This window comes from Pseudomonas sp. GW821-FHT11G12 (assembly GCF_058808055.1).
The window spans coordinates 88650-112037 of the sequence record NZ_JBXARH010000012.1 but is presented as its reverse complement, the minus strand read 5'-3'; the positions used below and the strand labels follow the sequence as shown (position 1 = coordinate 112037).

Annotated in this window: 25 protein-coding genes; 1 reads left to right on the top strand and 24 read right to left on the bottom strand. The window is 60.8% G+C overall.

Translation table 11 applies throughout. From position 1 onward, the window contains the following. Positions 1-7: 7 nt before the first annotated feature. The 7 genes from AC1RR7_RS27910 to AC1RR7_RS27880 all read right to left on the bottom strand — a co-directional run bounded on the left by AC1RR7_RS27910 (position 8) and on the right by AC1RR7_RS27880 (position 7361). Positions 8-796: a protein phosphatase CheZ gene (locus AC1RR7_RS27910; RefSeq protein WP_096822164.1), complete on the bottom strand. Its 789-nt coding sequence runs from the start codon at positions 794-796 to the stop codon at positions 8-10. A 17-nt stretch (positions 797-813) separates the two neighbouring features. Further along, on the bottom strand, positions 814-1185 hold the full coding sequence (locus AC1RR7_RS27905; RefSeq protein WP_003183998.1) for a chemotaxis response regulator CheY: 372 nt from the start codon (positions 1183-1185) through the stop codon (positions 814-816). A gap of 167 nt (positions 1186-1352) precedes the next feature. Next, positions 1353-2093 carry an RNA polymerase sigma factor FliA gene (gene fliA / locus AC1RR7_RS27900; RefSeq protein ID WP_011333070.1) on the bottom strand — a complete coding sequence of 247 codons (741 nt, stop codon included), beginning with the start codon at positions 2091-2093 and terminating at the stop codon, positions 1353-1355. Further along, positions 2090-2920: a flagellar synthesis regulator FleN gene (gene fleN, locus AC1RR7_RS27895; protein WP_003222917.1), complete on the bottom strand. Its 831-nt coding sequence runs from the start codon at positions 2918-2920 to the stop codon at positions 2090-2092. Before fleN ends, fliA begins: the two co-directional genes overlap by 4 nt. Before the next feature lie 113 nt (positions 2921-3033). After that, entirely contained in the window at positions 3034-4374 is a 1341-nt protein-coding gene (flhF, locus tag AC1RR7_RS27890) for a flagellar biosynthesis GTPase FlhF (RefSeq protein WP_493158822.1), read from the bottom strand. Positions 4375-4385: 11 nt separating this feature from the next. Beyond that, complete coding sequence (gene flhA / locus AC1RR7_RS27885) at positions 4386-6515, bottom strand: flagellar biosynthesis protein FlhA (RefSeq protein ID WP_096822166.1); 2130 nt, start codon at positions 6513-6515, stop codon at positions 4386-4388. Positions 6516-6692: 177 nt separating this feature from the next. After that, entirely contained in the window at positions 6693-7361 is a 669-nt protein-coding gene (locus tag AC1RR7_RS27880; protein ID WP_273536703.1) for a hypothetical protein, read from the bottom strand. 590 nt (positions 7362-7951) lie between these two features. Between AC1RR7_RS27880 and AC1RR7_RS27875 the strand changes: the two genes are divergently transcribed. Next, positions 7952-8320, top strand: a complete 369-nt coding sequence (locus tag AC1RR7_RS27875; protein WP_493158821.1) for a DUF6124 family protein — start codon at positions 7952-7954, stop codon at positions 8318-8320. A 109-nt stretch (positions 8321-8429) separates the two neighbouring features. Here the strand turns inward: AC1RR7_RS27875 and flhB are convergent, their stop codons facing one another. The 17 genes from flhB to fliF all read right to left on the bottom strand — a co-directional run bounded on the left by flhB (position 8430) and on the right by fliF (position 23374). Then, entirely contained in the window at positions 8430-9569 is a 1140-nt protein-coding gene (flhB, locus tag AC1RR7_RS27870) for a flagellar biosynthesis protein FlhB (protein WP_096822168.1), read from the bottom strand. Positions 9570-9572: 3 nt separating this feature from the next. Then, positions 9573-10358: a flagellar biosynthetic protein FliR gene (gene fliR, locus AC1RR7_RS27865; RefSeq protein ID WP_096822169.1), complete on the bottom strand. Its 786-nt coding sequence runs from the start codon at positions 10356-10358 to the stop codon at positions 9573-9575. 3 nt (positions 10359-10361) lie between these two features. Then, a complete protein-coding gene (gene fliQ, locus AC1RR7_RS27860) occupies positions 10362-10631 on the bottom strand; it encodes a flagellar biosynthesis protein FliQ (RefSeq protein WP_096822170.1) in 270 nt (89 codons plus the stop codon). Further along, positions 10628-11386, bottom strand: coding sequence for a flagellar type III secretion system pore protein FliP (gene fliP, locus AC1RR7_RS27855; protein ID WP_096822171.1), 759 nt, complete (start codon positions 11384-11386; stop codon positions 10628-10630). The genes fliQ and fliP overlap by 4 nt, the downstream gene beginning before the upstream one ends. Beyond that, positions 11386-11844: a flagellar biosynthetic protein FliO gene (fliO, locus tag AC1RR7_RS27850; protein WP_493072021.1), complete on the bottom strand. Its 459-nt coding sequence runs from the start codon at positions 11842-11844 to the stop codon at positions 11386-11388. Before fliO ends, fliP begins: the two co-directional genes overlap by 1 nt. Then, complete coding sequence (gene fliN, locus AC1RR7_RS27845) at positions 11845-12303, bottom strand: flagellar motor switch protein FliN (protein WP_096822173.1); 459 nt, start codon at positions 12301-12303, stop codon at positions 11845-11847. A gap of 56 nt (positions 12304-12359) precedes the next feature. Continuing rightward, the gene (fliM, locus tag AC1RR7_RS27840) at positions 12360-13328 is read right to left on the bottom strand and encodes a flagellar motor switch protein FliM (protein ID WP_003222890.1); all 969 of its coding nucleotides are present in this window, start codon (positions 13326-13328) and stop codon (positions 12360-12362) included. Between the two features lie 9 nt (positions 13329-13337). Continuing rightward, the gene (gene fliL, locus AC1RR7_RS27835; RefSeq protein WP_102620342.1) at positions 13338-13841 is read right to left on the bottom strand and encodes a flagellar basal body-associated protein FliL; all 504 of its coding nucleotides are present in this window, start codon (positions 13839-13841) and stop codon (positions 13338-13340) included. 145 nt (positions 13842-13986) lie between these two features. After that, positions 13987-15360: a flagellar hook-length control protein FliK gene (locus AC1RR7_RS27830; protein ID WP_493158820.1), complete on the bottom strand. Its 1374-nt coding sequence runs from the start codon at positions 15358-15360 to the stop codon at positions 13987-13989. A gap of 105 nt (positions 15361-15465) precedes the next feature. Beyond that, positions 15466-15813 (bottom strand): Hpt domain-containing protein, encoded by a 348-nt coding sequence (locus AC1RR7_RS27825; protein WP_493158819.1) that lies wholly within the window; start codon positions 15811-15813, stop codon positions 15466-15468. A gap of 30 nt (positions 15814-15843) precedes the next feature. Beyond that, positions 15844-17547, bottom strand: coding sequence for an ATP-binding SpoIIE family protein phosphatase (locus AC1RR7_RS27820; RefSeq protein WP_096822177.1), 1704 nt, complete (start codon positions 17545-17547; stop codon positions 15844-15846). Positions 17548-17552: 5 nt separating this feature from the next. After that, positions 17553-17858, bottom strand: a complete 306-nt coding sequence (locus AC1RR7_RS27815; RefSeq protein ID WP_096822178.1) for an STAS domain-containing protein — start codon at positions 17856-17858, stop codon at positions 17553-17555. Between the two features lie 101 nt (positions 17859-17959). Further along, a complete protein-coding gene (gene fliJ / locus AC1RR7_RS27810) occupies positions 17960-18409 on the bottom strand; it encodes a flagellar export protein FliJ (protein ID WP_085733745.1) in 450 nt (149 codons plus the stop codon). Between the two features lie 6 nt (positions 18410-18415). After that, the gene (gene fliI, locus AC1RR7_RS27805) at positions 18416-19774 is read right to left on the bottom strand and encodes a flagellar protein export ATPase FliI (protein WP_096822179.1); all 1359 of its coding nucleotides are present in this window, start codon (positions 19772-19774) and stop codon (positions 18416-18418) included. After that, the gene (gene fliH, locus AC1RR7_RS27800; protein ID WP_192560094.1) at positions 19764-20570 is read right to left on the bottom strand and encodes a flagellar assembly protein FliH; all 807 of its coding nucleotides are present in this window, start codon (positions 20568-20570) and stop codon (positions 19764-19766) included. The genes fliI and fliH overlap by 11 nt, the downstream gene beginning before the upstream one ends. Positions 20571-20574: 4 nt before the next feature. Continuing rightward, complete coding sequence (fliG, locus tag AC1RR7_RS27795; RefSeq protein ID WP_007958288.1) at positions 20575-21594, bottom strand: flagellar motor switch protein FliG; 1020 nt, start codon at positions 21592-21594, stop codon at positions 20575-20577. Further along, positions 21587-23374 carry a flagellar basal-body MS-ring/collar protein FliF gene (gene fliF / locus AC1RR7_RS27790; RefSeq protein WP_102620339.1) on the bottom strand — a complete coding sequence of 596 codons (1788 nt, stop codon included), beginning with the start codon at positions 23372-23374 and terminating at the stop codon, positions 21587-21589. The genes fliG and fliF overlap by 8 nt, the downstream gene beginning before the upstream one ends. Positions 23375-23388 lie beyond the last annotated feature (14 nt).

Here is a 23388-nt window from a genome sequence, read left to right as displayed (position 1 = left end):
CAAAACTCTAGAATCCAAGGCTGGATAACAAATCGTCCACATCGTCCTGACCGGACACAACGTCTTCTCGTTTATCGGCATGAATCTGCGGACCTTCACCCTGCGAGAGATGTTTTTGTGGATCTTTTTCAGCGAGCATCGCCGCACGGTCATGTTCGATGCCCGCAAAGCGGTCCACCTGACTGGCCATGAGCACGAGTTTGAGCAGATTGCTTTCGACTTCGGTGACCAACTGGGTCACGCGCTTGATCACCTGACCTGTGAGGTCCTGGTAATCCTGGGCCAGCAGAATGTCGTTGAGGTTGCTCGACACCGCGCGGTTGTCCGCGCTGCTGCGTGCCAGAAAACCGTCGACCCGACGCGCCAGCTCGCGGAACTCTTCAGCCCCGACTTCACGGCGCATGAAACGTCCCCAGTCGGCACTCAACGCCTGGGCTTCGTCAGCCAGGCCATTGACCACCGGCGTGGCGCTTTCCACCAGGTCCATGGTGCGGTTGGCCGCCGCTTCAGTCAGCTTGACCACATAGCCCAGACGCTCGGTCGCATCAGTGATCTGCGATACTTCCTCGGCCTGCGGCATATGCGGGTCGATCTGGAAGTTGACGATTGCACTGTGCAGTTCGCGCGTGAGCTTGCCCACTTCCTGGTACAGGCCACGGTCACGGGTCTGATTGAGCTCATGGATCAGTTGCACAGCGTCGCCGAACCTGCCTTTTTCAAGGCTTTCGACCAGTTCGACCGCGTGTTTTTTCAGAGTCGACTCGAAGTCGCCCTGTGAAGATTCGTTATGCTCCATAGCTCCCCCGCGCGTCATCAGCCGATGCGTTCGAAAATCTTCTCGATTTTTTCTTTCAGCGCCTGAGCCGTGAAAGGTTTGACCACGTAGCCGTTAACGCCGGCCTGGGCCGCTTCGATGATCTGCTCGCGCTTGGCTTCAGCGGTCACCATCAGCACTGGCAGGTGCTTGAGTTTTTCATCGGCGCGCACGTGACGCAGCAGGTCGATACCGGTCATGCCAGGCATGTTCCAGTCGGTCACCAGAAAGTCGATGCTGCCGCTGTTGAGCACCGGAATGGCAGTGGTGCCATCGTCGGCTTCAACGGTGTTGGTGAACCCAAGGTCACGCAACAGGTTCTTGATGATCCGCCGCATCGTTGAGAAGTCATCAACGATGAGGATTTTCATGTCTTTGTTCAATTCGACCTCCAAGCAGTCTTAAACGCGCCCAGCACCTGGACGCGCCATTTCAATCAATCCGGCAAAGCACTCGATGACTGTCTGGAGCACAACAGAGCAAGACCGGTGCCGTTCACCACCGCACCAGCCTCGTTCGCAGCGTCCCCACACTGCCTTCAGCGCGCTCGCCACTCCCCCAAACGCCCCCGCAAGCGGGCCGCGCACTGGCTGTGTAACTGGCTGACCCGCGATTCACTGACGCCAAGGACTTCACCGATTTCCTTGAGGTTCAGCTCTTCGTCGTAGTACAGCGCCAACACCAGTCGCTCACGCTCCGGCAAATTGGCAATCGCGTCCGCCAACGCAGCCTGGAAGCGCTCATCTTCCAGATCGCGCGACGGCTCAAGATGAGCACTTGCGCCATCCTCGTGCAGCCCTTCGTGTTCGCCGTCCTGCAACAGGTCGTCGAAACTGAACAGTCGGCTGCCCAGGGTGTCGTTCAAAATCCCGTAGTAATCGTCGAGACTCAATTGGAGTTCGGCCGCAACCTCGTGATCTTTAGCGTCACGGCCGGTTTTAGCTTCAATCGAGCGAATCGCGTCGCTGACCATACGGGTGTTGCGGTGAACCGAGCGCGGTGCCCAGTCCCCCTTGCGTACTTCATCGAGCATGGCGCCGCGGATCCGGATGCCCGCGTACGTTTCGAAACTGGCGCCTTTGCTGGCGTCGTATTTGGTCGAGACTTCGAGCAGGCCGATCATCCCGGCCTGGATCAGGTCTTCGACCTGCACACTGGCCGGCAATCGCGCCAGCAAGTGGTAAGCAATGCGTTTGACCAGTGGCGCGTAACGCTCGATCAGCTCGTACTGCGCGTCACGTGCCGACTTCTTGTAGAAATTCATACCGCTGGCGGTCATAGCACAGGTCCTGCCGTTTGCTGCACGAGGCGCTCGACGAAAAATTCGAGGTGGCCGCGCGGATTGGCGGGCAGCGGCCAGGTGTCGACCTTTTGCGCGATCGCCTTGAACGCCAGTGCGCACTTGGAACGCGGGAAGGCTTCATAGACCGCACGCTGCTTCTGCACCGCCTTGCGCACGCTTTCGTCGTAAGGCACCGCACCGACGTATTGTAGGGCGACGTCGAGGAAGCGATCCGTGACCTTGGTCAACTTGGCGAACAGATTGCGACCTTCCTGCGGGCTCTGGGCCATGTTGGCCAGGACGCGGAAGCGGTTCATGCCGTAATCGCGGTTGAGCAGTTTGATCAGCGCGTAGGCGTCGGTGATCGAGGTCGGCTCGTCGCAGACCACCAGCAACACTTCTTGCGCAGCGCGAACAAAACTGACTACCGAGTCACCAATACCCGCAGCGGTGTCGATCACCAGTACGTCGAGATTGTCGCCGATGTCGCTGAACGCCTGAATCAGACCGGCATGCTGGGCCGGGCTCAGGTGAACCATGCTCTGCGTGCCGGAAGCGGCCGGCACGATGCGGATCCCGCCGGGGCCTTGCAACAGCACGTCGCGCAGCTCGCAGCGGCCCTCGATCACATCGGCCAGGGTACGTTTGGGCGTGAGGCCCAGCAGAACGTCGACGTTCGCCAGACCCAGGTCGGCGTCCAGCAGCATGACCCGACGGCCAAGCTCTGCCAGCGCCAGGGACAAGTTCACTGACACGTTAGTCTTGCCGACGCCACCTTTGCCGCCGGTCACCGCGATCACCTGTACGGGATGCATGCTGCCCATGTTATTTCTTTACCTTGTCTTGCATAGACGGAGGCCACATTACTGGCTGCGCGTTCACAACCGGAACAATGCATGGCAGACCATCGATGTAGGTACAAAAACTGTTCATTACCTCAGCCAACCTGCTTGGTGGGACTGTGGTAGATATCAGCGAACATGTCAGCCATGGCTTCTTCGCTGGGTTCTTCCTGCATTTGCACACTGACGGCGCGGCTGACCAATTGATGACGGCGCGGCAGATGCAGATCATCCGGAATCCGTGGGCCGTCGGTCAGGTAGGCGACCGGCAGTTCATGACTGATCGCCAGGCTCAGCACTTCGCCAAGGCTGGCCGTCTCATCCAGTTTAGTCAGGATGCACCCGGCGAGCCCGCAACGCTTGTAACTGTGATAAGCGGCGGTTAGAACCTGTTTCTGGCTGGTGGTTGCCAGTACCAGATAATTTTTCGACCGAATGCCACGACCGGCCAGGCTTTCCAGCTGCATGCGCAGTGCCGGATCGCTGGCCTGCAGGCCGGCGGTATCGATCAGCACCACGCGTTTGCGCAGCAGTGGATCCAGCGCCTGCACCAGGGACTGGCCCGGGTCGACGTGGGTCACCGACACATTGAGGATCCGGCCCAGGGTTTTCAACTGTTCCTGAGCACCGATGCGGAAGCTGTCCATGCTCACCAGCGCAATGTTCTGCGCGCCGTACTTGAGCACGTAACGGGCGGCCAGTTTGGCCAGGGTGGTGGTCTTGCCCATGCCGGCAGGACCGACCATGGCAATGATCCCGCCCTCTTCCAGCGGCTCGACTTCCGGGGTGGCGATCATCCGCGCCAGGTGCGCCAGCAACATGCGCCAGGCCTGACGAGGTTCTTCGATATCGCTGGTCAGCACCAGCAGGTCGCGGGACAACGGGCCGGACAAGCCGATGCGTTGCAGACGACGATAAAGGTTCGCCTGAGCCGGACGGCTGCCTTGCAGCTGATTCCAGGCCAGAGTGCCGAGCTGCACTTCCATCAGCTCGCGCAGACTGTTGAGTTCGAAACGCATCGAATCCAGCGCACGCGGATCAACGCCAGCGGCAGCCGGCGCAGGTGCCGGAGCTGGACGCGCCGGAGCAGCGTAAGTCGGTTCTGTCAGAGGCTCGGCAGCCGTCAGCGGCAGGCCGGCGGTCAATGGCAGACCGGAGAACAACTGGCGATTGGTGTTGCCGTCGGCCTCACCACGCATGCTCAACTCGGCCTGGGCGGTGACGATGCGCGACTGGGTCTTGCGCAGCTCGTCTTCGAGTTCCATGTTCGGAACCCGTGGCGCCAGCGCCGACAATTTGTAATCCAGCGCCGCCGTCAGCTCGACGCCGCCGGCAATGCGGCGGTTGCCAATGATGGCGGCATCAGCGCCCAGCTCATCACGAACCAGCTTCATGGCCTGACGCATATCGGCGGCGAAAAAACGCTTAACTTGCATAAACCACTACCTCAGCCGTTGGGCCCTACTGTCGCAACGATGGTCACTTGCTTGTTGTCCGGAATTTCCTGGTAGGCCAGCACATGCAGTCCAGGGACTGCCAGGCGGCCAAAGCGCGAGAGCATCGCGCGAACCGGGCCTGCTACCAACAGGATCACCGGCTGACCTTGCATTTCCTGACGCTGCGCCGCTTCGATGAGCGAACGCTGCAGCTTCTCGGCCATGCTTGGCTCCAGCAGAACGCCCTCTTCCGAGCCTTGTCCTGCCTTCTGCAGACTATTGAGCAATATTTGTTCCAACCTTGGCTCCAGCGTGATAACTGGCAGCTCCGACTCAGTCCCTACAATGCTTTGGACGATGGCGCGAGAAACGCCGACCCGCACAGCGGCCACCAAAGCGGCGGTATCTTGACTCTTGGCGGCATTGTTGGCGATGGCTTCGGCAATGCTGCGGATGTCGCGCACCGGCACGTGTTCGGCCAGCAGTGCTTGCAGCACCTTGAGCAGTTGCGACAGCGACACCACACCCGGCACCAGCTCTTCCGCCAGTTTTGGCGAGCTCTTGGCCAGCAATTGCATGAGTTGCTGCACTTCTTCGTGGCCGATCAGCTCACTGGAGTGCTTGTACAGAATCTGGTTCAAGTGCGTGGCGACCACGGTACTGGCGTCCACTACGGTGTAACCGAGCGATTGTGCCTGGGCACGCTGGCTGACTTCGATCCACACCGCCTCCAGGCCGAAAGCCGGATCTTTGGCGGTAATACCATTGAGCGTGCCGTAGACCTGCCCCGGGTTGATCGCCAGTTCGCGATCCGGGTAGATCTCGGCTTCGGCCAGGATCACGCCCATCAGGGTCAGGCGATAGGCACTCGGCGCCAGGTCGAGGTTGTCGCGGATGTGCACGGTCGGCATCAGGAAGCCCAGATCCTGCGAGAGCTTCTTGCGCACGCCCTTGATCCGCGCCAGCAATTGCCCGCCCTGGTTGCGGTCCACCAGCGGAATCAGGCGATAACCGACTTCCAGGCCGATCATGTCGATTGGCGTCACGTCGTCCCAGCCCAGCTCCTTGGTTTCCATGGCGCGGGCCGGCGAAGGCAGCAGCTCCTGCTGACGCTGAACCTCTTGCAGCGCCTGCACCTTGGCGACGTTCTGCTTTTTCCAGAACAGGTACGCGCCACCAGCCGCCAGGGCCGCCATGCTCAGGAAGGAGAAGTGCGGCATGCCCGGCACCAGGCCCATGACCGCCATCAGACCGGCCGCCACCGCCAGCGCTTTCGGCGAGGCGAACATCTGGCGATTGATCTGCTTGCCCATGTCTTCCGAACCGGAAGCACGGGTCACCATGATTGCTGCCGCTGTAGATAACAACAGTGATGGCAATTGCGCCACTAAACCGTCACCGATGGTCAGCAGGGCGTAAACCTTGCCGGCGTCGGCGAAGGTCATGTTGTGCTGGAAGATACCGACGGCCATGCCGCCGATCAGGTTGATGAACAGAATCAGCAGGCCGGCGATGGCGTCACCGCGAACGAACTTGCTGGCACCGTCCATCGAACCGTAGAACTCAGCCTCTTGGGCGACTTCGGAACGACGGGCCTTGGCCTGGTTCTGGTCGATCAGACCGGCGTTGAGGTCGGCGTCGATTGCCATTTGTTTGCCGGGCATCGCATCGAGTGTGAAACGCGCGCTCACCTCGGAAATCCGCCCGGCACCCTTGGTGACCACGACGAAGTTGATGATCATCAAAATCGCGAAGACCACGATACCGACCACGTAGTTACCGCCGATCACCACCTCACCGAAGGCCTGGATCACCTTACCGGCAGCGGCGTGGCCGTCCTGACCGTGGAGCATCACCACCCGCGTCGACGCCACGTTCAGCGCCAGCCGCAACAGCGTCGCCACCAGCAGGATCGTCGGGAACACCGCGAAATCCAGCGGCCGCAACGCGTACACGCAGACCAGCAGCACGACGATCGACAGGGCAATGTTGAAGGTGAAGAAGACGTCGAGCAGGAACGGCGGCACCGGCAACATCATCATCGCCAGCATGACCAGCAGCAACAGCGGCACACCCAGATTGCCCCGACTGAGATCGGCAATGTTCGAGCGAGCACTGTTGATTAACTGAGAGCGATCCACCGGTTTTCCCCGTTCCTTTAAAGCAAACTTTTGACGCCCAGAGCGGGCGCACGGCGGCTACTGCAAGAAGCCTTCCAACTTTTGCGGGAGATTGAAATAGAGGGGAGATGGCCCGGTCCAAGGCGTACTGCGGGGTTCGCCTCAGGCAGGGAGTTTCTACAGGGAGGGACCCAGTGCTCATGCGATCAGAATTTGTTTTGCGAAGATCGGACCGAATGCAAGGGAATCGATATCAAGGTACGGCGTGCGCTTGTAGAGAGGGTGCGACCCACCCACATCAACCAGAGTTTCCCCGGCCTGCATGAGCACCACCACAGTCTCCGGGATAACGGCGGAGGCTTTCGTCTCGCCCCTCATCAGATTGAGCGCCCACTCGAACCAGATGAACGGCAAATCACCGATCTCGATTGGCGGATCTCCCGCCCCGAGCCGAAAGTATTGCCTGGAAGTGATTTGAATATTGCCTCCAACCATTTCAAAGACCGGTCTGTCATAACGACGCTCCACCGGACCTCCCCCACTCGACCATTGATCCATGTAATAACCGGGGCTGCTGAACAGTGCCAACAGCGTCTGGTTATCGACGATGCTGCCAGCTGCACCAAACAAGTAATTGTAGGAATAGTGATACGCCGATCCAGCCAATTCGGGCCGAATCGCGTTGAGCGGTTTTGATAAATAACCGGGAATGTAGAGATTTGCCATTGCCTCGAACTTGGCAAAATCCAAAGTCAGCTCCCAGATCATTTCGTAAAAAATGGCCCGCTGCGCCACATCCCGCTCCAGCTTCCCTGCAATGAACTTCAACTCCATCCCGTCCAGATGTTTGTATAAACGCGTCGTCATAATGATTCCTTCAGCCCTGAGTGGATGACTCATTCCCGGCGCTCTCAATACGAAAGCATTCAGCGGGACGAGGACAAGGCCAATGGGGCGCCAGAGGGTGGCGACTGTCTACTGTCAGAACTAACAGGTGATGAGGGATTTCCGACGAGAGGCCAGATCCTCATCTCGGGGCAGGGATTCGGCAAACAGAAAAAAGGCGCGAAGGGACCGAGAAGTCAGCAAAAAGTACCTTTTAAACTCGGGTGTTTAAAAGACACCTTCAGACACGCCTTACAGGCTACGAATCCTTGCGCCGTTGCCTACAGCTACGCCAGAATCCGCCGGCTTGTGCGCCTTGGGGTCGGGTTCTATTGTGGGTCGGTCGCTGACGAATCAGCGATCGGGTTTAGCGACTCGGTTCAAGTTAAAGGCGCATCAGCGTTCCAGGCTCGGTTGCGGATCTGTATGTCTGCAATTTCGTTATGGTGGCTGTATGCGGGAGACCCTTGCGGTCTGCCGGGTGCCTTTGACCGGTTCGCTAACCTGCGTACAGCCGCCACCTTCCTGTTTAGCGACTGGGTCTGGCGGCTCCACCCCAAAGGAGCTTCACCATGATCAAACCAACACCCAATCCACCCGAAACCGACCCCGCCTCGCCCTACGAATCCCTCGACTCCAGAAAGCTTCACGAAGCCGCCGACCGCGCCCTCGATCACTATCTCTGCCCGCCCGGATCCACGCCACCACCGCGCAAAACCCGCCGAATGTTTGCCGTCACCGCAGACTTCAAAAACGAAGAGCTGCTGGTCGAGCTCTGCGAAACCCTCGCTTCCGCCAGAACCATCGCCAATGACTTCGCCCACCTCATGCCCGCCTCGCAGCGCAGGACATTGATGGGCATCGGGCAACTGATCATGCTCGGGGAGCTGGCAGCGAATCGGGTGCTGAATAATCTGGAACTACCGCCGTCGCAGATGTGATGTGTCGTGGCTGCTGATCGCGAAAGCGACCGCACAAGCAACACAGGTCACCAGGCATAAAAAAACCGCCACCGGGTTCAACCCGAGGCGGTTTTTTACTTCATCACCATCAGGAATCGCGCCGCAGATCCGGCGGGATCGGCAGATCGTCCTTGAGCGGTTCCGGGAACTTGCCCTTGCCCGCGCGGTGCTGGCGGATCTGGTAGACGTAGGCCAGTACCTGAGCGACCGCCAGGTACAGACCGCCGGGAATTTCTTCTTCCAGCTCGGTGGAGTAGTAGATCGAACGCGCCAGGGCCGGCGATTCGAGCAGCATGACGTTGTTGGCCACGGCGATTTCGCGGATTTTCAGCGCCAGGAAGTCGCTGCCCTTGGCCAGCAGCATCGGCGCCCCGCCCTTCTCCGAGTCGTATTTGAGCGCCACGGCGTAGTGCGTCGGGTTGGTGATGACCACGTCGGCATCCGGGATCGCCGCCATCATCCGGCGCTGCGACATCTCGCGCTGGACCTGACGAATCCGCTGTTTGACCTCCGGCCGACCTTCCTGGTCCTTGTGCTCGTCGCGCACTTCCTGCTTGGTCATCTTGAGTTTCTTAATGCTCTCCCAGAGCTGCACCGGGACGTCGACGGCCGCGATGATGATCAAACCGCACGCCATCCACAAAGTGCTCCAGCCCACCAGTTGCAGACTGTGAATGATCGCCCGGTCCAGCGGCTCATGAGCAATGCGCAACAGGTCGTCGACATCCCCGGACAACACCACCAGCGCCACTGCCAGAATGATCAGGAACTTGGCCAGCGCCTTGAGCAGTTCGATCACCGACTTCATGGAGAACATGCGCTTGAGACCCGCGCCAGGGTTCATCCGACTGAACTTGGGCGCCAGGGAACCCGCCGCAAACAGCCAGCCGCCGAGCGCGATCGGCCCGAGAAACGCCGCCAGCAGCAAGGTGATCATGATCGGCTGGATCGCTACCAATGCGATCACCCCGGAATTCATCAAGAACTTGCCCATGGAGCTCTGATCCATGATCACTTCGCGCGACAGCGTGAAGTTCAGGCGCATCAGCTCCATCAAGTCCTGCGCCAACATCCCGCCGAACACCAGCAGCGCACCGGAACCAGCGAGCATGATCGCCAGCGTGTTGAGTTCCTTGGAGCGCGCAATCTCGCCCTTTTCCCGGGAGTCCTTCTTGCGCTTCTCCGTGGGGTCTTCTGTTTTATCCTGACCGCTCTCGCTCTCTGCCATGACTCAGCGCGCCTGTGCCAGTTCGCGTAGCAACTGCAAGGCCTCGACGGCCAGCGGCTGATACTGATTGAGAATGTCCGCCAGCCCGACCCAGACAATGAACAGGCCGAGCACGAGGGTCAGCGGAAAACCGATCGAGAAAATGTTCAGCTGTGGCGCCGCCCGGGTCATCACACCGAATGCAATGTTGACCACCAGCAGCGCAGTGACGGCCGGCAGCACCAGCATCAATGCAGCGCCCAGCACCCAGCCGAGCTTGCCGGCCAGCTCCCAGTAATGCGCGGTCATCAGGCCTGCGCCGACCGGCAGCGTGGTGAAGCTTTCAGTCAGCACCTCAAAGACTACAAGGTGACCGTTCATGCCGAGGAACAGCAGCGTCACCAGCATGGTGAAAAACTGCCCGATCACCGCCACCGACACGCCGTTGGTAGGGTCGATCATCGAGGCGAAGCCCATGCCCATCTGAATCGCAACGATCTGCCCCGCGACCACAAAGGCCTGGAAGAACAGCTGCAAGGAGAAGCCCAACACGGCGCCGACCAGGATCTGCTCGGCAATCAACAACAAGCCACTGAGATCCAGCGGACTGACGGCCGGCATCGGCGGCAGGCTCGGCGCGATCACCACGGTGATCGCCAGGGCGAGGTAGAGACGGACACGTTTGGGAACCAGCGTGGTGCCGAACACCGGCATCACCATCAGCATCGAGCCGATGCGAAACAGCGGCAGCATGAACGTCGCCACCCAGGTGCTGATCTGCGTGTCGGTCAACTGAAGCAGCGACTGCATGACTCAGCCGATGACCAGCGGAATGTTTTTGTACAACTGGATGATGTATTCCATGAAGGTCTGGATGATCCACGGACCGCCGACAATCAGGGTCACCAGCATCACCAGCAGACGCGGCAGAAAGCTCAGGGTCTGTTCGTTGATCTGCGTGGCGGCCTGGAACATCGACACCAGCAGGCCCACCAGCAGACTCGGGATCACCAGAATCGCGACCATCATCGTGGTCAGCCACAAGGCTTCGCGAAAAATGTCGACCGCTACTTCTGGCGTCATGGCGATACACCTCCGAAACTGCTGGCCAAGGTGCCGATGATCAGCGCCCACCCATCCACCAGCACAAACAGCATGATCTTGAACGGCAGGGAAATGATCAGCGGCGACAGCATCATCATACCCATCGCCATCAGCACACTCGCCACGACCAGGTCGATGATGAGGAACGGAATGAAGATCATGAAGCCGATCTGGAACGCGGTTTTCAGTTCAGACGTGACGAAGGCCGGCACCAGAATGGTCAGCGGTGCCTGATCCGGCGTCGCGATATCGGTGCGCTTGGACAGGCGCATGAACAGCTCCAGATCGCTGGAACGCGTCTGCGCGAGCATGAAGTCCTTGATCGGCACCTGAGCCTTTTCCACCGCTTGCTGGGCGGTGAGTTTCTCCGCCAGATACGGTTGCAGGGCATCGTTGTTCACCCGGTCGAACACCGGCGCCATGATGAACATGGTCAGGAACAGCGCCATGCCGGTGAGGATCTGGTTCGACGGCGTCTGCTGCAGACCGAGGGCCTGACGCAGGATCGAGAAGACGATGATGATCCGGGTGAAGCTGGTCATCAGAATGACGGCGGCCGGAATGAAGCTCAGCGCCGTCATGATCAGCAGGATCTGCAGGCTGACCGAATATTCCTGGGCACCGTTGGCGTTGGTGCCCAAGGTGATCGCCGGGATCGACAACGGATCGGCGGCGAACGCCAGTGGCGCGGCCAACATCAAGGCCAGGGTCAAGACGATGCGCAACGCACCCATTACTTCGTATCCTTTTGATCCTTGCCGAGGATCTTCAACAGATGCTGGGCAAATTCCGGAGTCGCTTTTTCGGAGGTCGCCGGGACGTCCACCGGTTCCTTGAGTACGTGCAGCGCGGTGATCGTGCCGGGGCTGAGACCCAGCAGGATCTGCTCCTTGCCGACCTGCACCAGCATCAGACGATCACGCGGACCGAGCGCGCGGGAACCGATCAGCTCGATCACCTGGCCCTTGCCCGCCGGGCCTGCCTGCTGCACCCGGCGCAACAGCCAGGCGAGGAAGAAGATCAACCCCAGCACCAGCAGCAGACCGAACACCAGCTGCGTCAATTGCCCGGCGACACCGCTATTGACCGCAGGCGTCACCGCCGCAGCGGTGGCAGCCACCGGCTCGGCGGCCATCACGATCGATGGCAGCGCCAGCGCCGAGGCCAGCAAAGAACCCAGAACCTTTTTCACTCAGCGCAGCTTCTTGATGCGTTCGCTTGGGCTGATCACGTCGGTCAGGCGGATGCCGAACTTTTCGTTGACCACAACCACTTCACCGTGAGCGATGAGGGTGCCGTTGACCAGCACGTCCAGCGGCTCACCGGCCAGACGATCGAGCTCGATCACCGAACCCTGGTTGAGTTGCAGCAGGTTGCGGATGTTGATGTCGGTGCTGCCCACTTCCATCGAGATCGACACCGGAATGTCGAGAATCACGTCCAGGTTCGGACCGTCGAGGGTCACCGGATCGTTGTTCTTCGGCACGCTGCCGAACTCTTCCATCGGCAGACGGTTGGAGCTCGAAACACCAGCGTCGGCGGCCAGCAGCGCGTCGATGTCGGCCTGCCCGGCTTCACCGGTTTCTTCCAGGGCGGCAGCCCACTCGTCAGCCAGTGCCTGATCGTCCTGGGCGTTCATATCGTCGTTCATCATTTGTCCTCGGCGGGCAACAATTCAGTTAAATGCGAAAGGGGTGTTGCGCCGCTTCAGCGGCGCTCGATCGGCTCGATCACCTGCAACGCGAGGTTGCCTTTGTGCGAGCCCATCTTGACCTTGAAGGCCGGCACGCCGTTGGCGCGCATGATCATGTCTTCCGGCATCTCGACCGGGATCACGTCACCCGGCTGCATGTGCAGGATGTCGCGCAGTTTCAACTGGCGGCGAGCCACGGTGGCACCGATCGGCACGTCGACATCGAGGACGTCCTGGCGCAGGGCGTTGACCCAGCGCTCGTCCTGGTCGTCGAGGTCCGACTGGAAACCGGCGTCGAGCATTTCGCGCACCGGCTCGATCATCGAGTACGGCATGGTCACGTGCAGGTCGCCGCCACCGCCGTCGAGTTCGATGTGGAACGTGGAAACCACGATCGCTTCGCTCGGGCCGACGATGTTGGCCATGGCCGGATTCACTTCCGAGTTGATGTACTCGAAGTTGACTTCCATGATCGCCTGCCAGGCTTCTTTCAGGTCGACGAACGCCTGCTCCAGCACCATGCGCACCACGCGCAGTTCGGTCGGGGTGAATTCACGCCCTTCGATCTTGGCGTGACGGCCGTCGCCGCCGAAGAAGTTGTCCACCAGCTTGAACACCAGTTTGGCGTCGAGGATGAACAGCGCGGTGCCGCGCAGGGGTTTGATCTTGACCAGGTTCAGACTGGTCGGCACGTACAGCGAGTGCACGTATTCGCCGAACTTCATCACCTGTACGCCACCGACGGCAACGTCCGCCGAGCGGCGCAGCATGTTGAACATGCTGATGCGGGTGTAACGGGCAAAACGCTCGTTGATCATCTCAAGAGTCGGCATGCGTCCGCGGACGATGCGATCCTGGCTGGTCAGGTCGTAGCTTTTGACACTGCCGGGTTCGGCAGCGTTATCGGTCTGTACCAGACCATCGTCGACGCCATGCAACAGCGCGTCGATTTCATCCTGGGACAGCAGATCCTGCACGGCCATGTCGTGTTCCTACTGCAGTACGAAATTAGTGAAAAGCAACTGTTCGATCACCACTTTGCCCAGCTCTTTCTGCGCCACTTCCTGGACGCTGGCCGTGGCCTTCTGGCGCAACATCTCTTGACCGACCGGCGTCGCCAAAGTGGCGAAATCCTGACCGGAGAAGAGCATCACCAGGTTGTTGCGGATCACCGGCATGTGCACTTTGAGCGCTTCAAGATCGGCCTGATTGCGCGCCAGCATGGTGATGCTCACCTGCATGTAGCGCTGACGGCCGTTCTGGTTGTAGTTGGCCACGAAGGCCGGCGCCATCGGCTCGAAAATCGCCGCTTGCTTGCCGACCGGAGCAGTTTCCGCGGCAGCCGCAGGTTTGCTCTGGGCGCTGTGCATGAAGAACCACGTCGCCCCCACAGACGCGCCGATGGCCAGCAGCAACCCGAGCACGATCACAATGATCATCTTGAGTTTGCCTTTGGTTGCGGGGTCTTTTACTGCTGCTGCTTCGCTCTTCGCCATGCCAATAATCCGTCACTAATCGGGTTTTCACAGTCGCACGGCAAGGCAAGAGCAAGTGTTATGCCAGAAGTGTCGGAGGGGAATGGAGAGCGGTGGCAAAACAGACGAGGGAGCGGACAGGGCCGCTCCCTCGGGGGAGGATGAATCAGGCGTAGTAGTCGACGGCGCTGCTGCCGATCACGCTAGTGGTTTGAGCGGCGGCTTCAGCCACGGCCGCAGGCGTCAACTCTTCTTCCGACGAGTCCAGGCGACCGCCGGCGGCGCTGGTGCGACCACCCTGCTGCCCCTGTTGCGCCTGCTCCTGACCTTGCCCCTGCCAGCCACGGTTCTGGTCGGCAACGTTGACATCGACCTGCCCCATGCCTTGCTGCGTGAACATGTCACGCAGGCGATGCATCTGGCCGTCGAGCGCTTCGCGAACACTCGGGTGTGCGCTCATGAAGGTCACCTGGGTCTGCTGGTCCGGCACCATGTTCACCCGAATGTCCAGGCGACCCAGTTCGGCCGGCTGCAACTGGATATCAGCGGCCTTCAGGTTGTTGCTCGACAGGTACATGACGCGGTTGACCACTTCTTCGGTCCAGCCGCTCTGATGCATGGCGATCGGCTGGTTCACCGGCACCGCGTTGGCGGTTTTCGGTGTGGCCGCCTGAGTCAGCGCCGCCAGACGGTTGGCGAAATCATCCACGCGGGTATCGCTGGTGGCGGACTTCAGGTCTTTCAGGCCATCGTCGATCAGACCACTGAAGGCCTTTTCACCGCCCTGGCTGGTGCTGTCCTTGTCAGCCTGCACATCCAGCATGCTGGCCATGCCGGCGGCGAAGGTCTGAGCCGAGGTCAGCTCGCCATCAGCCTGGGCCTGGGCCGGCGTCGCCTTGGGCTGCGACTGGCTGGACGCGGAAATGTGACCGCTCTGCTCCATCGCCATACGCACGGCCGGCATCGAGTCGAGCGGATCGGCCTCGGGATCGAAATCACTGTCGGCGGCAGGCGCCGCCGTGGCGGCCGCCGGCAATGCAGCCACCGCTGGCGCCTGGGTTTCAGGCTTCACGGGTGTTTCAACGACTGGCGCCGCCACGACCGGCGGCGTGACGACCGGCTGCGCGACTTGCATCAGCGCCGGGTCCAGCGTCGGATCTACGACAGGCGTGGTGTCCGCGACCGGCGTGGCCGGTGTATCGGACGTATCGTCGCTGGCCACCGCGTCATCCGTTGCGGTCGACGAGGTTTTGTCGGCGGGCAAGGCATTGCCGCTATCGGCAACGGCCGGCTCGGGGGCGGCAGACTGATCCTTGCCGCTGTCCTTCTTGCTGACGCTGCCAGTGTCCTTGTCGCGTGCAGGTTTCACCGAGTTATCGGTCGCAACGGAAGGCTTGTTCTGTCCCTGATCGGCAAACACCTGAGCGAAGCTTGAAGCCTTGTCCCCGGGGCCTGCGGCCACCACTGACGGTTTGGCGGAGGCGGCTTGCGCCTTGGCCTGGGCGGCAGTCTGAATAAGAATGTTAGGGGTTGCAGGCATGGCACGGTCTCCGCTGCACTGGGATCGTAGGTACAGTTGAACGAGATGACTGCAAGTGCCGGGCCAGTTTCGTCCGGCGCCGAATAAAAACGCCGGACGGCTGGCTCAATGGGCGGGAGAGCGCTGTCGCTCGGCTTCATAGACGGGGCGCACATCCGCAAACTCGTTATGGATGTCGGCCACCAGCTTGATGATATCGGACGGGCTCTTGTCCCTGGCGTGCAGCTCCAGCTCCTGGCAAAGCTCAGCCAGACGGGTCGCCCCCATGTTGCTGCTGCTGCCTTTGAAGCTATGAGCCACCGACGACAAGGCGTCGGCATCCGCGGTCTTTTGCAATTCACGCAGGCGCGCTTCGGAATCTGCCAGGAACGTATCCAGCAACTCCGGATAGCCATCCTCCATGACTTCTTGCAACGCACTCAGTACGTCGCGATCTACACAGGCATCAGTCACTTGTTCACTCCTTGATCAAGAATGCGCGGATTATGCCAGAGCCTCCCAGAAAAACTCCACGCGAGCACTGCGACCATCGTCTGACCAGCTCGGATTCCTGCTCAGTTGCCGGATCAGGCTGACGCCACGCCCCGACAAACGGACACCGTCGAGTGGCCGCTCCATCACCCGGGCCACGTCAAAGCCTTTGCCACTGTCTTCCACCCGCACGATCAGACAACCACCCTCGCCCTCCGGACGGACCTGCAAGTGCACGCGCACATAGCCATCCTGCAAGGCATCCAGTCGAGCATTACGCTGCTCATAATAGCGGGCAAAGCCTGAAGCATCGCGTTTGAGACTGGAGTCCAGCCCCAACACCCCGTGCTCCAGCGCATTGGAGTAAAGCTCGGCGAGCACGCTGTACAACGCCCCGCTCTGCGTGCGCAAGCCATGCACCTCGAGCAGCAATTGCAGCAGGTAGGGTAACGGATTGAAGCGTTTCAGGGTGGAACCGCGAAATTCGAAGCTCACCGACCAGTCCAGCGGGCACGACTGACCGCTGTCGGAATACACCGGCGCCGACGGATTGACCTGCGCCATTTCCAGCAGGCTGACCTCGACCATGCTCACATCGTCCCGGGCTTCGCCGCGAAAATCCTGCAACGCCTGCTCGATCTCGGCAAACAGCCGATCCGGCTGGCGATTGTCGGCAAACACCCGCTGCAAGCGTTCGACGCCGAACAACTGATCATTGGCATCGCAGGTGTCGATCACGCCGTCGGACAACAGGAACACACGGTCACCCACCGCCATCGACAGCACTTCGGTTTGATCGTCGAAGGCCTGCGGGCTGAGCACACCCAGCGGCAAATGGCGCGCCGCAAGCGGCACCCGCTCGCCCGTGGCGATGCGATGCAGATAACCGTCGGGCATTCCGCCGTTCCAGATTTCCACGCTGCGGCGCTGAAAACTCAGGCAGAGCAGCGTCGCGCAGCAGAACATGTCCACCGGCAGGATGCGCTTGAGCTTGGCATTCATTTCCCGCAGGGTTTCGGCCAGGCCATAGCCCTTGGCCGTCATGCCGTAGAACACTTCCGCCAGGGGCATGGCACCGACCGCCGCCGGCAGACCATGCCCGGTGAAATCACCGAGCAACACATGCATGTCACCGGCCGGCGTGTAGGCCGCCAGCAGCAGATCGCCGTTGAACAGTGCGTAGGGTGATTGCAGATAGCGGATGTTCGGCGCACTCAGGCAACCGGAATGCGCGACCTTGTCGAATACGGCCTTGGCGACCCGCTGCTCGTTGAGCAGGTAGTCGTGGTGCCGGGCAATCAGGTCGCGCTGCTCAAGCACCGTGGCTTGCAGGCGGCGCAAGCGATCCATCGCCTTGATTTTGGCGGAGAGGATCACCTGGTTGTAAGGCTTCGCCAGAAAATCGTCACCGCCAGCCTCCAGGCATCGCACCAGGGCTTCGCTCTCGGTCAGCGACGTGAGGAAAATGATCGGCACCAGGTTTTCACCCGCCAGCACCTTGATCTGCCGCGCCGCCTCGAAGCCATCCATGACCGGCATCATGGCATCCATCAGCACCAGATGCGGCTGCTGAGCAGAAAACACCGCGACCGCTTCAGCCCCATTGGTAGCCGTCAGCACGACATGCCCCTGACGACGCACGATCGTCGACAACAGCAGCCGGTCGGCGGCGCTGTCTTCGGCGATCAGGATCGTCAGCGGTTCTTGCGGCTGCATGGCCGTCAACTGATGTCGAACAGTTTGTCGAAGTTGGAAATGGCGAGGATCTTGCGCACATCCGAATTGCTGTTGATCACTCGTACGTCCGAGTCGTCGCCACCGGCGTGATCGCGCAGCAGAAGCAGCATTCCCAGAGCCGAACTGTCGAGATAGGTGGCATCCTTGAGATCCACCACGATGGCGTCGGGCTTTTTATTGAGTCGCTCGTAGGACTCGCGAAACTCCTGATGGCGTCCGAAATCGAACCGGCCCTTGATCGAAATCGTCAGCTTTTGCCCATCCGGAGAGACTTCTGTAACGACTGACATGTACTGGCTTCCTTGTCATTGACGAACCTGTACAAGGTTTAGCACTTGCAAGGGTAAGGGGCAAGGCAGGAAGTCGCCGGAAACTGTCAGAGATCAACCCGTCAGTAGGCATCACGGCGCGGCAGGCGCTGGGACAACTCGTCCAGCAGCTTCTGCTCGCGCTTGTCTTCGGCGCGCTGGGCTTCGTCGCGGTAGCGTTGTACAAGTTTTCGCAGACCCTCGACCCGGGCAAACGCCTGCTGCCAGGCGTCACGCGCCTTGTCCAGATTGTTCTGGTGCCATTGCAGGCTTTGCCGCTGTTGATCGACCGCGGTGTCGAGTTGCGCCAGAAAGCCCTGAAAACCCAGCAGCCATTGCCCGGACACGCCCGTGCTGCCGCGCACGATCCATTGTTCGGAGTAATCCAGACGAAAGGCATGCAGGTCGGCGAGTTTGCTTTCGGCCACCTTCACCTGACCCTGGAAATACCCCAGGCGCTGCACGGCGGTTTTCTCGGCTTTTTCGGCCATTTCCACCACCGGCGCCAGACGCGCGGCTCGGCTCAGGGCCATGGCCGGTTACCCGCCGGCCGCAGGGGCGAAAATCGTTTCGAGGTACGCCTCGCTTTCACCCAGGCTGATGCTGTCGTTCAGGCCCTGACGCAAGTATCTGACCAGTTGCGGTTGCAGATTGATGGCCAGGTCCGTCTCACGATCACCGCCAGCAACATAGGCACCGACGCTGATCAGATCGCGACTCTGCTGATAGCGCGACCACAACTGCTTGAAGTACTGCGCACGGGTCATGTGCTCCGGCGATACCACCGCCGGCATCACCCGGCTGATCGACGCTTCGATATCGATGGCCGGGTAATGACCTTCCTCGGCCAGACGCCGGGACAACACGATGTGGCCGTCGAGCACGCCTCGCGCCGAGTCGGCAATCGGGTCCTGCTGATCATCGCCCTCGGACAATACGGTGTAGAAGGCAGTGATCGAACCCCCGCCCTTCTCCGCGTTACCGGCGCGCTCCACCAGTTTCGGCAGTTTGGCGAACACTGAAGGCGGGTAACCCTTGGTCGCCGGCGGCTCGCCGATGGCCAGGGCGATTTCCCGCTGGGCCTGGGCGAAACGGGTCAGGGAATCCATCAGCAACAGGACGTTCTTGCCCTTGTCGCGGAAATACTCGGCGATCCGCGTGCAGTACATCGCCGCGCGCAGACGCATCAGTGGCGCGTCGTCCGCAGGGGATGCAACCACCACCGAACGCTTGAGGCCTTCTTCACCGAGGATGTGCTCGATGAATTCTTTAACTTCTCGACCCCGCTCACCGATCAGGCCAACGACGATGATGTCAGCCTCGGTGAAGCGGGTCATCATGCCGAGCAAGACCGATTTACCGACGCCGGTACCGGCGAACAGGCCCAGACGCTGGCCGCGACCGACCGTCAACAAACCGTTGATGCAACGAATGCCGACGTCCAGCGGTTCGCTGATCGGGTCACGGTTGAGCGGGTTGATGGTCGGGCCGTCCATCGGCACCCAGTCTTCGGCCTTCATGCCGCCCTTGCCGTCCAGCGCACGTCCGGCGCCGTCCAGCACGCGACCGAGCATGCTCATGCCCATCGGCAAGCGACCGGTATCGGCCAGCGGCACCACACGGGCGCCCGGCGCAATACCGGCAACACTGCCAACAGGCATCAGGAAAACTTTGCTGCCAGAGAAACCCATGACTTCGGCTTCAACCTGCGACGGATGATAGCTGTCGTCGTTGATCACCATGCAGCGGGTGCCCATTGCAGCGCGCAAGCCTTCGGCCTCGAGCGTCAGGCCGACCATGCGCAGCAGGCGCCCTTCGAGAATCGGCGCACCGGGAATTTCGGCGGCTTCAGCGTAGGTGCTCAGGCGCTTGGCGAAACTGGTGCGTTCAAGGCGCATCGGGGGCGTCCGCGAGCGGCTCGTCGGTGACAGGCGCCGGCTTCGGCGTTTCCGGCAAGTCCAGACTCATGTCCGGCGCGGCCGGGTGCAGGGCTTGTTCGTGCAATTGATCGAACAGCTTGGCCATGATCTGGCTGACGCGGGTTTCGATGCTCGCATCGATCCGGCTGTGTTCGGTTTCGACCCGGCAACCGCCCGGCAGCAGCGATTCGTCCTCGACGATACGCCAGGTTTCCTCATGACGTTCGCGCAGGGCTTTGACCTGTTCGAAGTCCTGCGGATTGACGTACAGCCGCACATTGCCCACGCCCAGCGGCAACAGCTTGAGGGCGTCGCGCATGACGTGTTCGATCTGCGTCGAGTCGATGGCCAGTTCGCGCTGAATCACCTGTCTGGCGATGTGCTGCACGAGGTCGACCAGGGATTTTTCGATCTGGGTGTCTTGTTCGGCGATGGGTTCGAACAGGTTCGCCATCAACTGCTCAAGGCCGTTGACCTTGGCCGTCAGGACCACCTCGGCTTCCTGGCGCACCTTGAGGGTGGCGCTGTGGAAACCTTCTTTTTCGCCGATGGCGAAGCCCTCGTTGTAAGCCTCCTGACGGATGCTTTCGAGTTCTTCCAGGGTCAGTGGCTGGACTTCCTCCAGCGGCACTTCTTCCATTTCCGGCGGTTCGGGCTCCGGTTCCGGCTCGGGTTCCGGTGCCGGCGGATCGAAACTCGGGATCGCCCAGGTTTCGAAACCGCGGACGTCCCGGGCACGGATCAGGTCCGTTACATCGTCGTCGTTCTTGCCCATGGTGTTAGATCATTTCCTCGCCGCCCTTGCCACCGAGCACGATTTCTCCGGCTTCGGCCATACGGCGGGCGATGGTGAGGATTTCCTTCTGCGCGGTTTCCACGTCGCTGACGCGCACCGGGCCTTTGGCCTCGAGGTCGTCGCGCAGCAGTTCGGCAGCACGTTTGGACATGTTCTTGAAGATCTTTTCCTTGACGCCTTCGTCCGAACCCTTGAGGGCCAGCACCAGCACATCGGAGGACACTTCGCGCAACAGCGCCTGGATACCGCGGTCGTCGACATCGGCCAGGTTGTTGAACACGAACATGAGGTCTTCGATCTGACCGGACAGGTCTTCGTCGACTTCGCGGATCGAGTCCATGAGCTGGCCTTCGATCGAGCTGTCGAGAAAGTTCATGATGTCCGCCGCCCGCTTGATGCCACCCAGGGTGGTGCGCGAGGCATTCGAGTTGCCGGAGAACTGCTTCTCGAGGATCTGGTTCAATTCTTTCAGTGCCGCCGGCTGCACGGTGTTCAGCGACGAGACGCGCAGGATGATGTCCAGACGCACCTTGTGGTCGAAGTTGCCCAGCACTTCACCGGCCTGATCCGGATCGAGGTACGCGACCACGATCGCCTGGATCTGCGGGTGCTCGTAGCGGATCACGTCGGCAACGGCGCGCGGTTCCATCCATTTCAGGCTGTCGAGGCCACTGGTGTTGCCGCCCAGCAGAATGCGGTCGATCAGGCCGTTGGCCTTGTCTTCACCCAGGGCCTGGGTGAGCATTTTGCGCACGTAGTCGTCGGAGCCGACGCCCAGGCTGGTCTGGTCGCCGACGATGTCGACGAACTCGCTCATGACCTGCTCGACCTGCTCACGGTGGACGTTGCCCATCTGGGCCATGGCCACGCCGACTCGCTGAACCTCTTTGGGGCCCATGTGGCGCAGCACTTGTGCAGCATCGGTCGAACCCAGGGACAGCAGCAGAATCGCGGCTTTATCGACCCGGGACAGTTTGGCGACGGCGGCTCGGTTATCACTCATCTGCGTTAATCCACTCTTTCACGACCTGGGCCACACGACCCGGGTCTTCTGCCACCAGACTCTTGATTGCGTTCAACTGAGCGTCATAGCCTTCGCTCGGGCTCGGCAGCAGGATGCTGGTCGGGCCGCCGAGGCTGACACGATCGTTGGACAATTCACCGTCCAGACCGCCCATGCCACCCAGTTCCACGTCACCGCCCAGACCGGCCAGTTCCTTGCCTTTGCCGCCACCGGTGATGTTGTTGAGCACCGGACGCAGCACGCCGAACACCAGCACCAGGATGAACAACACACCCAGCACTTGTTTGACGATGTCCCAGAACCATGGCTGGGAGTAGAACGGAATGTCGGCAATCACTTCACCGCGCTCGGCGGAGAACGGCATGTTGATCACGCTGACGCTGTCGCCACGGCTGGCGTCGAAGCCGACCGCGTCCTGCACCAGGCGAGTGAAGCGCGCCAATTCGTCGGCGCTCCACGGCGCACGGGTGGTTTCGCCGTTGGCCGGGTTGATCTTGACCTGATCGTCCACCACCACCGACACCGACAGGCGATTCAGACGACCCTGCTGCTGCTTGGTGTGGCTGATGGAACGGTCGAGTTCGAAGTTCTTGGTGGATTGTTGACGCTTGTCTGCCGGGTACGGCGCGAGCATCGGCTGGCCGGTGGCCGGGTCCATGATCTGCTGACCGTTGGCATCAACCAGTGGCTGGCCCGGTTGCACCATGCTCGTCGAGGTTGCTGCACCGCCGGTGGTTTGTGGCGCCGAGGCTGGCGACGGCGGCTGGTTGCTCAGGGCACCCGGAACGCCTTGCGGGCCATTGCTGGCAGTACGCTGTTCGTTGACCGACTGTTCGCTGCGCAGCGCCGGCTGGTCCGGATTGAACTGTTCGGCGGTCGATTCGACGGCACTGAAGTCGACGTCGGCCGACACTTCAGCCTTGTAACGATCGTTGCCCAGTACCGGTTGCAGAATATTGTGCACACGCTGGGTGAGCATGCTTTCCATGCGGCGGCTGTAATCGAACTGCTTGCCGGCCATGGTCATTTCAGAGTTTTCCGCCTGATCCGACAGCAGGTTGCCCTTCTGGTCGACGACGGTGATCTGCGACTTGCTCAGCTCAGGGACGGAAGTGGCCACCAGATTGATGATGGCGACGACCTGACCCGGCTCCAGCGAACGACCGGAGTACAACTCGACCAGTACCGAAGCGCTTGGCTTGCGCTCGTCACGTACGAACACCGAGCTTTTCGGGATCGCCAGGTGAACGCGCGCGCCCTTGACGTTGTTCAGGCTGGAAATGGTGCGAGCCAGTTCGCCTTCGAGGCCGCGACGATAACGGGTCGCTTCCATGAACTGACTAGTACCCAGACCCTGTTCCTTGTCGAGAATCTCGAAACCGATATTGCCGTCGCTGGGAGTGACACCAGCGGCCGCGAGTTTGAGTCGCGCACGGGACAGGTCATCGGCCTTGACCAGCAAGGCGCCGGAATTCGGTTCAACGGTGTACGGAATATCGGCGGAGGCCAGAGTGTCCATGACCTGCTTGGCGTCCATACCGGCAAGGCTGCCGTACAGAGGCCGGTAGTCCGGTTGCTGCGACCACAGCACCACGGCAAAGCCAATCGCCACGCTCGCAGCCAGGCCGACCAACAGGCCCACCTGACGCAGCATGGTCATCTCGGAGAGGTTTTCCAGGAAGGACAGGCCGAACAGCGGCGGTTTGCCGTCTATCGGGGTGGCCTTGGCCGGAACGTTATCGGCGACTGCTTCTGCCATGACTCAATCTCGTC

Excerpts from the sequence above, each read along its gene's own strand:
- AC1RR7_RS27910 (WP_096822164.1), bottom strand. The coding sequence starts at position 796 with ATGGAGCATAACGAATCTTCACAGGGCGACTTCGAGTCGACTCTGAAA.
- AC1RR7_RS27905 (WP_003183998.1), bottom strand. The coding sequence starts at position 1,185 with ATGAAAATCCTCATCGTTGATGACTTCTCAACGATGCGGCGGATCATC.
- fliA (WP_011333070.1), bottom strand. The coding sequence starts at position 2,093 with ATGACCGCCAGCGGTATGAATTTCTACAAGAAGTCGGCACGTGACGCG.
- fleN (WP_003222917.1), bottom strand. The coding sequence starts at position 2,920 with ATGGGCAGCATGCATCCCGTACAGGTGATCGCGGTGACCGGCGGCAAA.
- flhF (WP_493158822.1), bottom strand. The coding sequence starts at position 4,374 with ATGCAAGTTAAGCGTTTTTTCGCCGCCGATATGCGTCAGGCCATGAAG.
- AC1RR7_RS27880 (WP_273536703.1), bottom strand. The coding sequence starts at position 7,361 with ATGACGACGCGTTTATACAAACATCTGGACGGGATGGAGTTGAAGTTC.
- AC1RR7_RS27875 (WP_493158821.1), top strand. The coding sequence starts at position 7,952 with ATGATCAAACCAACACCCAATCCACCCGAAACCGACCCCGCCTCGCCC.
- flhB (WP_096822168.1), bottom strand. The coding sequence starts at position 9,569 with ATGGCAGAGAGCGAGAGCGGTCAGGATAAAACAGAAGACCCCACGGAG.
- fliR (WP_096822169.1), bottom strand. The coding sequence starts at position 10,358 with ATGCAGTCGCTGCTTCAGTTGACCGACACGCAGATCAGCACCTGGGTG.
- fliQ (WP_096822170.1), bottom strand. The coding sequence starts at position 10,631 with ATGACGCCAGAAGTAGCGGTCGACATTTTTCGCGAAGCCTTGTGGCTG.
- fliP (WP_096822171.1), bottom strand. The coding sequence starts at position 11,386 with ATGGGTGCGTTGCGCATCGTCTTGACCCTGGCCTTGATGTTGGCCGCG.
- fliN (WP_096822173.1), bottom strand. The coding sequence starts at position 12,303 with ATGAACGACGATATGAACGCCCAGGACGATCAGGCACTGGCTGACGAG.
- fliM (WP_003222890.1), bottom strand. The coding sequence starts at position 13,328 with ATGGCCGTGCAGGATCTGCTGTCCCAGGATGAAATCGACGCGCTGTTG.
- fliL (WP_102620342.1), bottom strand. The coding sequence starts at position 13,841 with ATGGCGAAGAGCGAAGCAGCAGCAGTAAAAGACCCCGCAACCAAAGGC.
- AC1RR7_RS27830 (WP_493158820.1), bottom strand. The coding sequence starts at position 15,360 with ATGCCTGCAACCCCTAACATTCTTATTCAGACTGCCGCCCAGGCCAAG.
- AC1RR7_RS27820 (WP_096822177.1), bottom strand. The coding sequence starts at position 17,547 with ATGCAGCCGCAAGAACCGCTGACGATCCTGATCGCCGAAGACAGCGCC.
- AC1RR7_RS27815 (WP_096822178.1), bottom strand. The coding sequence starts at position 17,858 with ATGTCAGTCGTTACAGAAGTCTCTCCGGATGGGCAAAAGCTGACGATT.
- fliJ (WP_085733745.1), bottom strand. The coding sequence starts at position 18,409 with ATGGCCCTGAGCCGAGCCGCGCGTCTGGCGCCGGTGGTGGAAATGGCC.
- fliI (WP_096822179.1), bottom strand. The coding sequence starts at position 19,774 with ATGCGCCTTGAACGCACCAGTTTCGCCAAGCGCCTGAGCACCTACGCT.
- fliH (WP_192560094.1), bottom strand. The coding sequence starts at position 20,570 with ATGGGCAAGAACGACGACGATGTAACGGACCTGATCCGTGCCCGGGAC.
- fliG (WP_007958288.1), bottom strand. The coding sequence starts at position 21,594 with ATGAGTGATAACCGAGCCGCCGTCGCCAAACTGTCCCGGGTCGATAAA.
- fliF (WP_102620339.1), bottom strand. The coding sequence starts at position 23,374 with ATGGCAGAAGCAGTCGCCGATAACGTTCCGGCCAAGGCCACCCCGATA.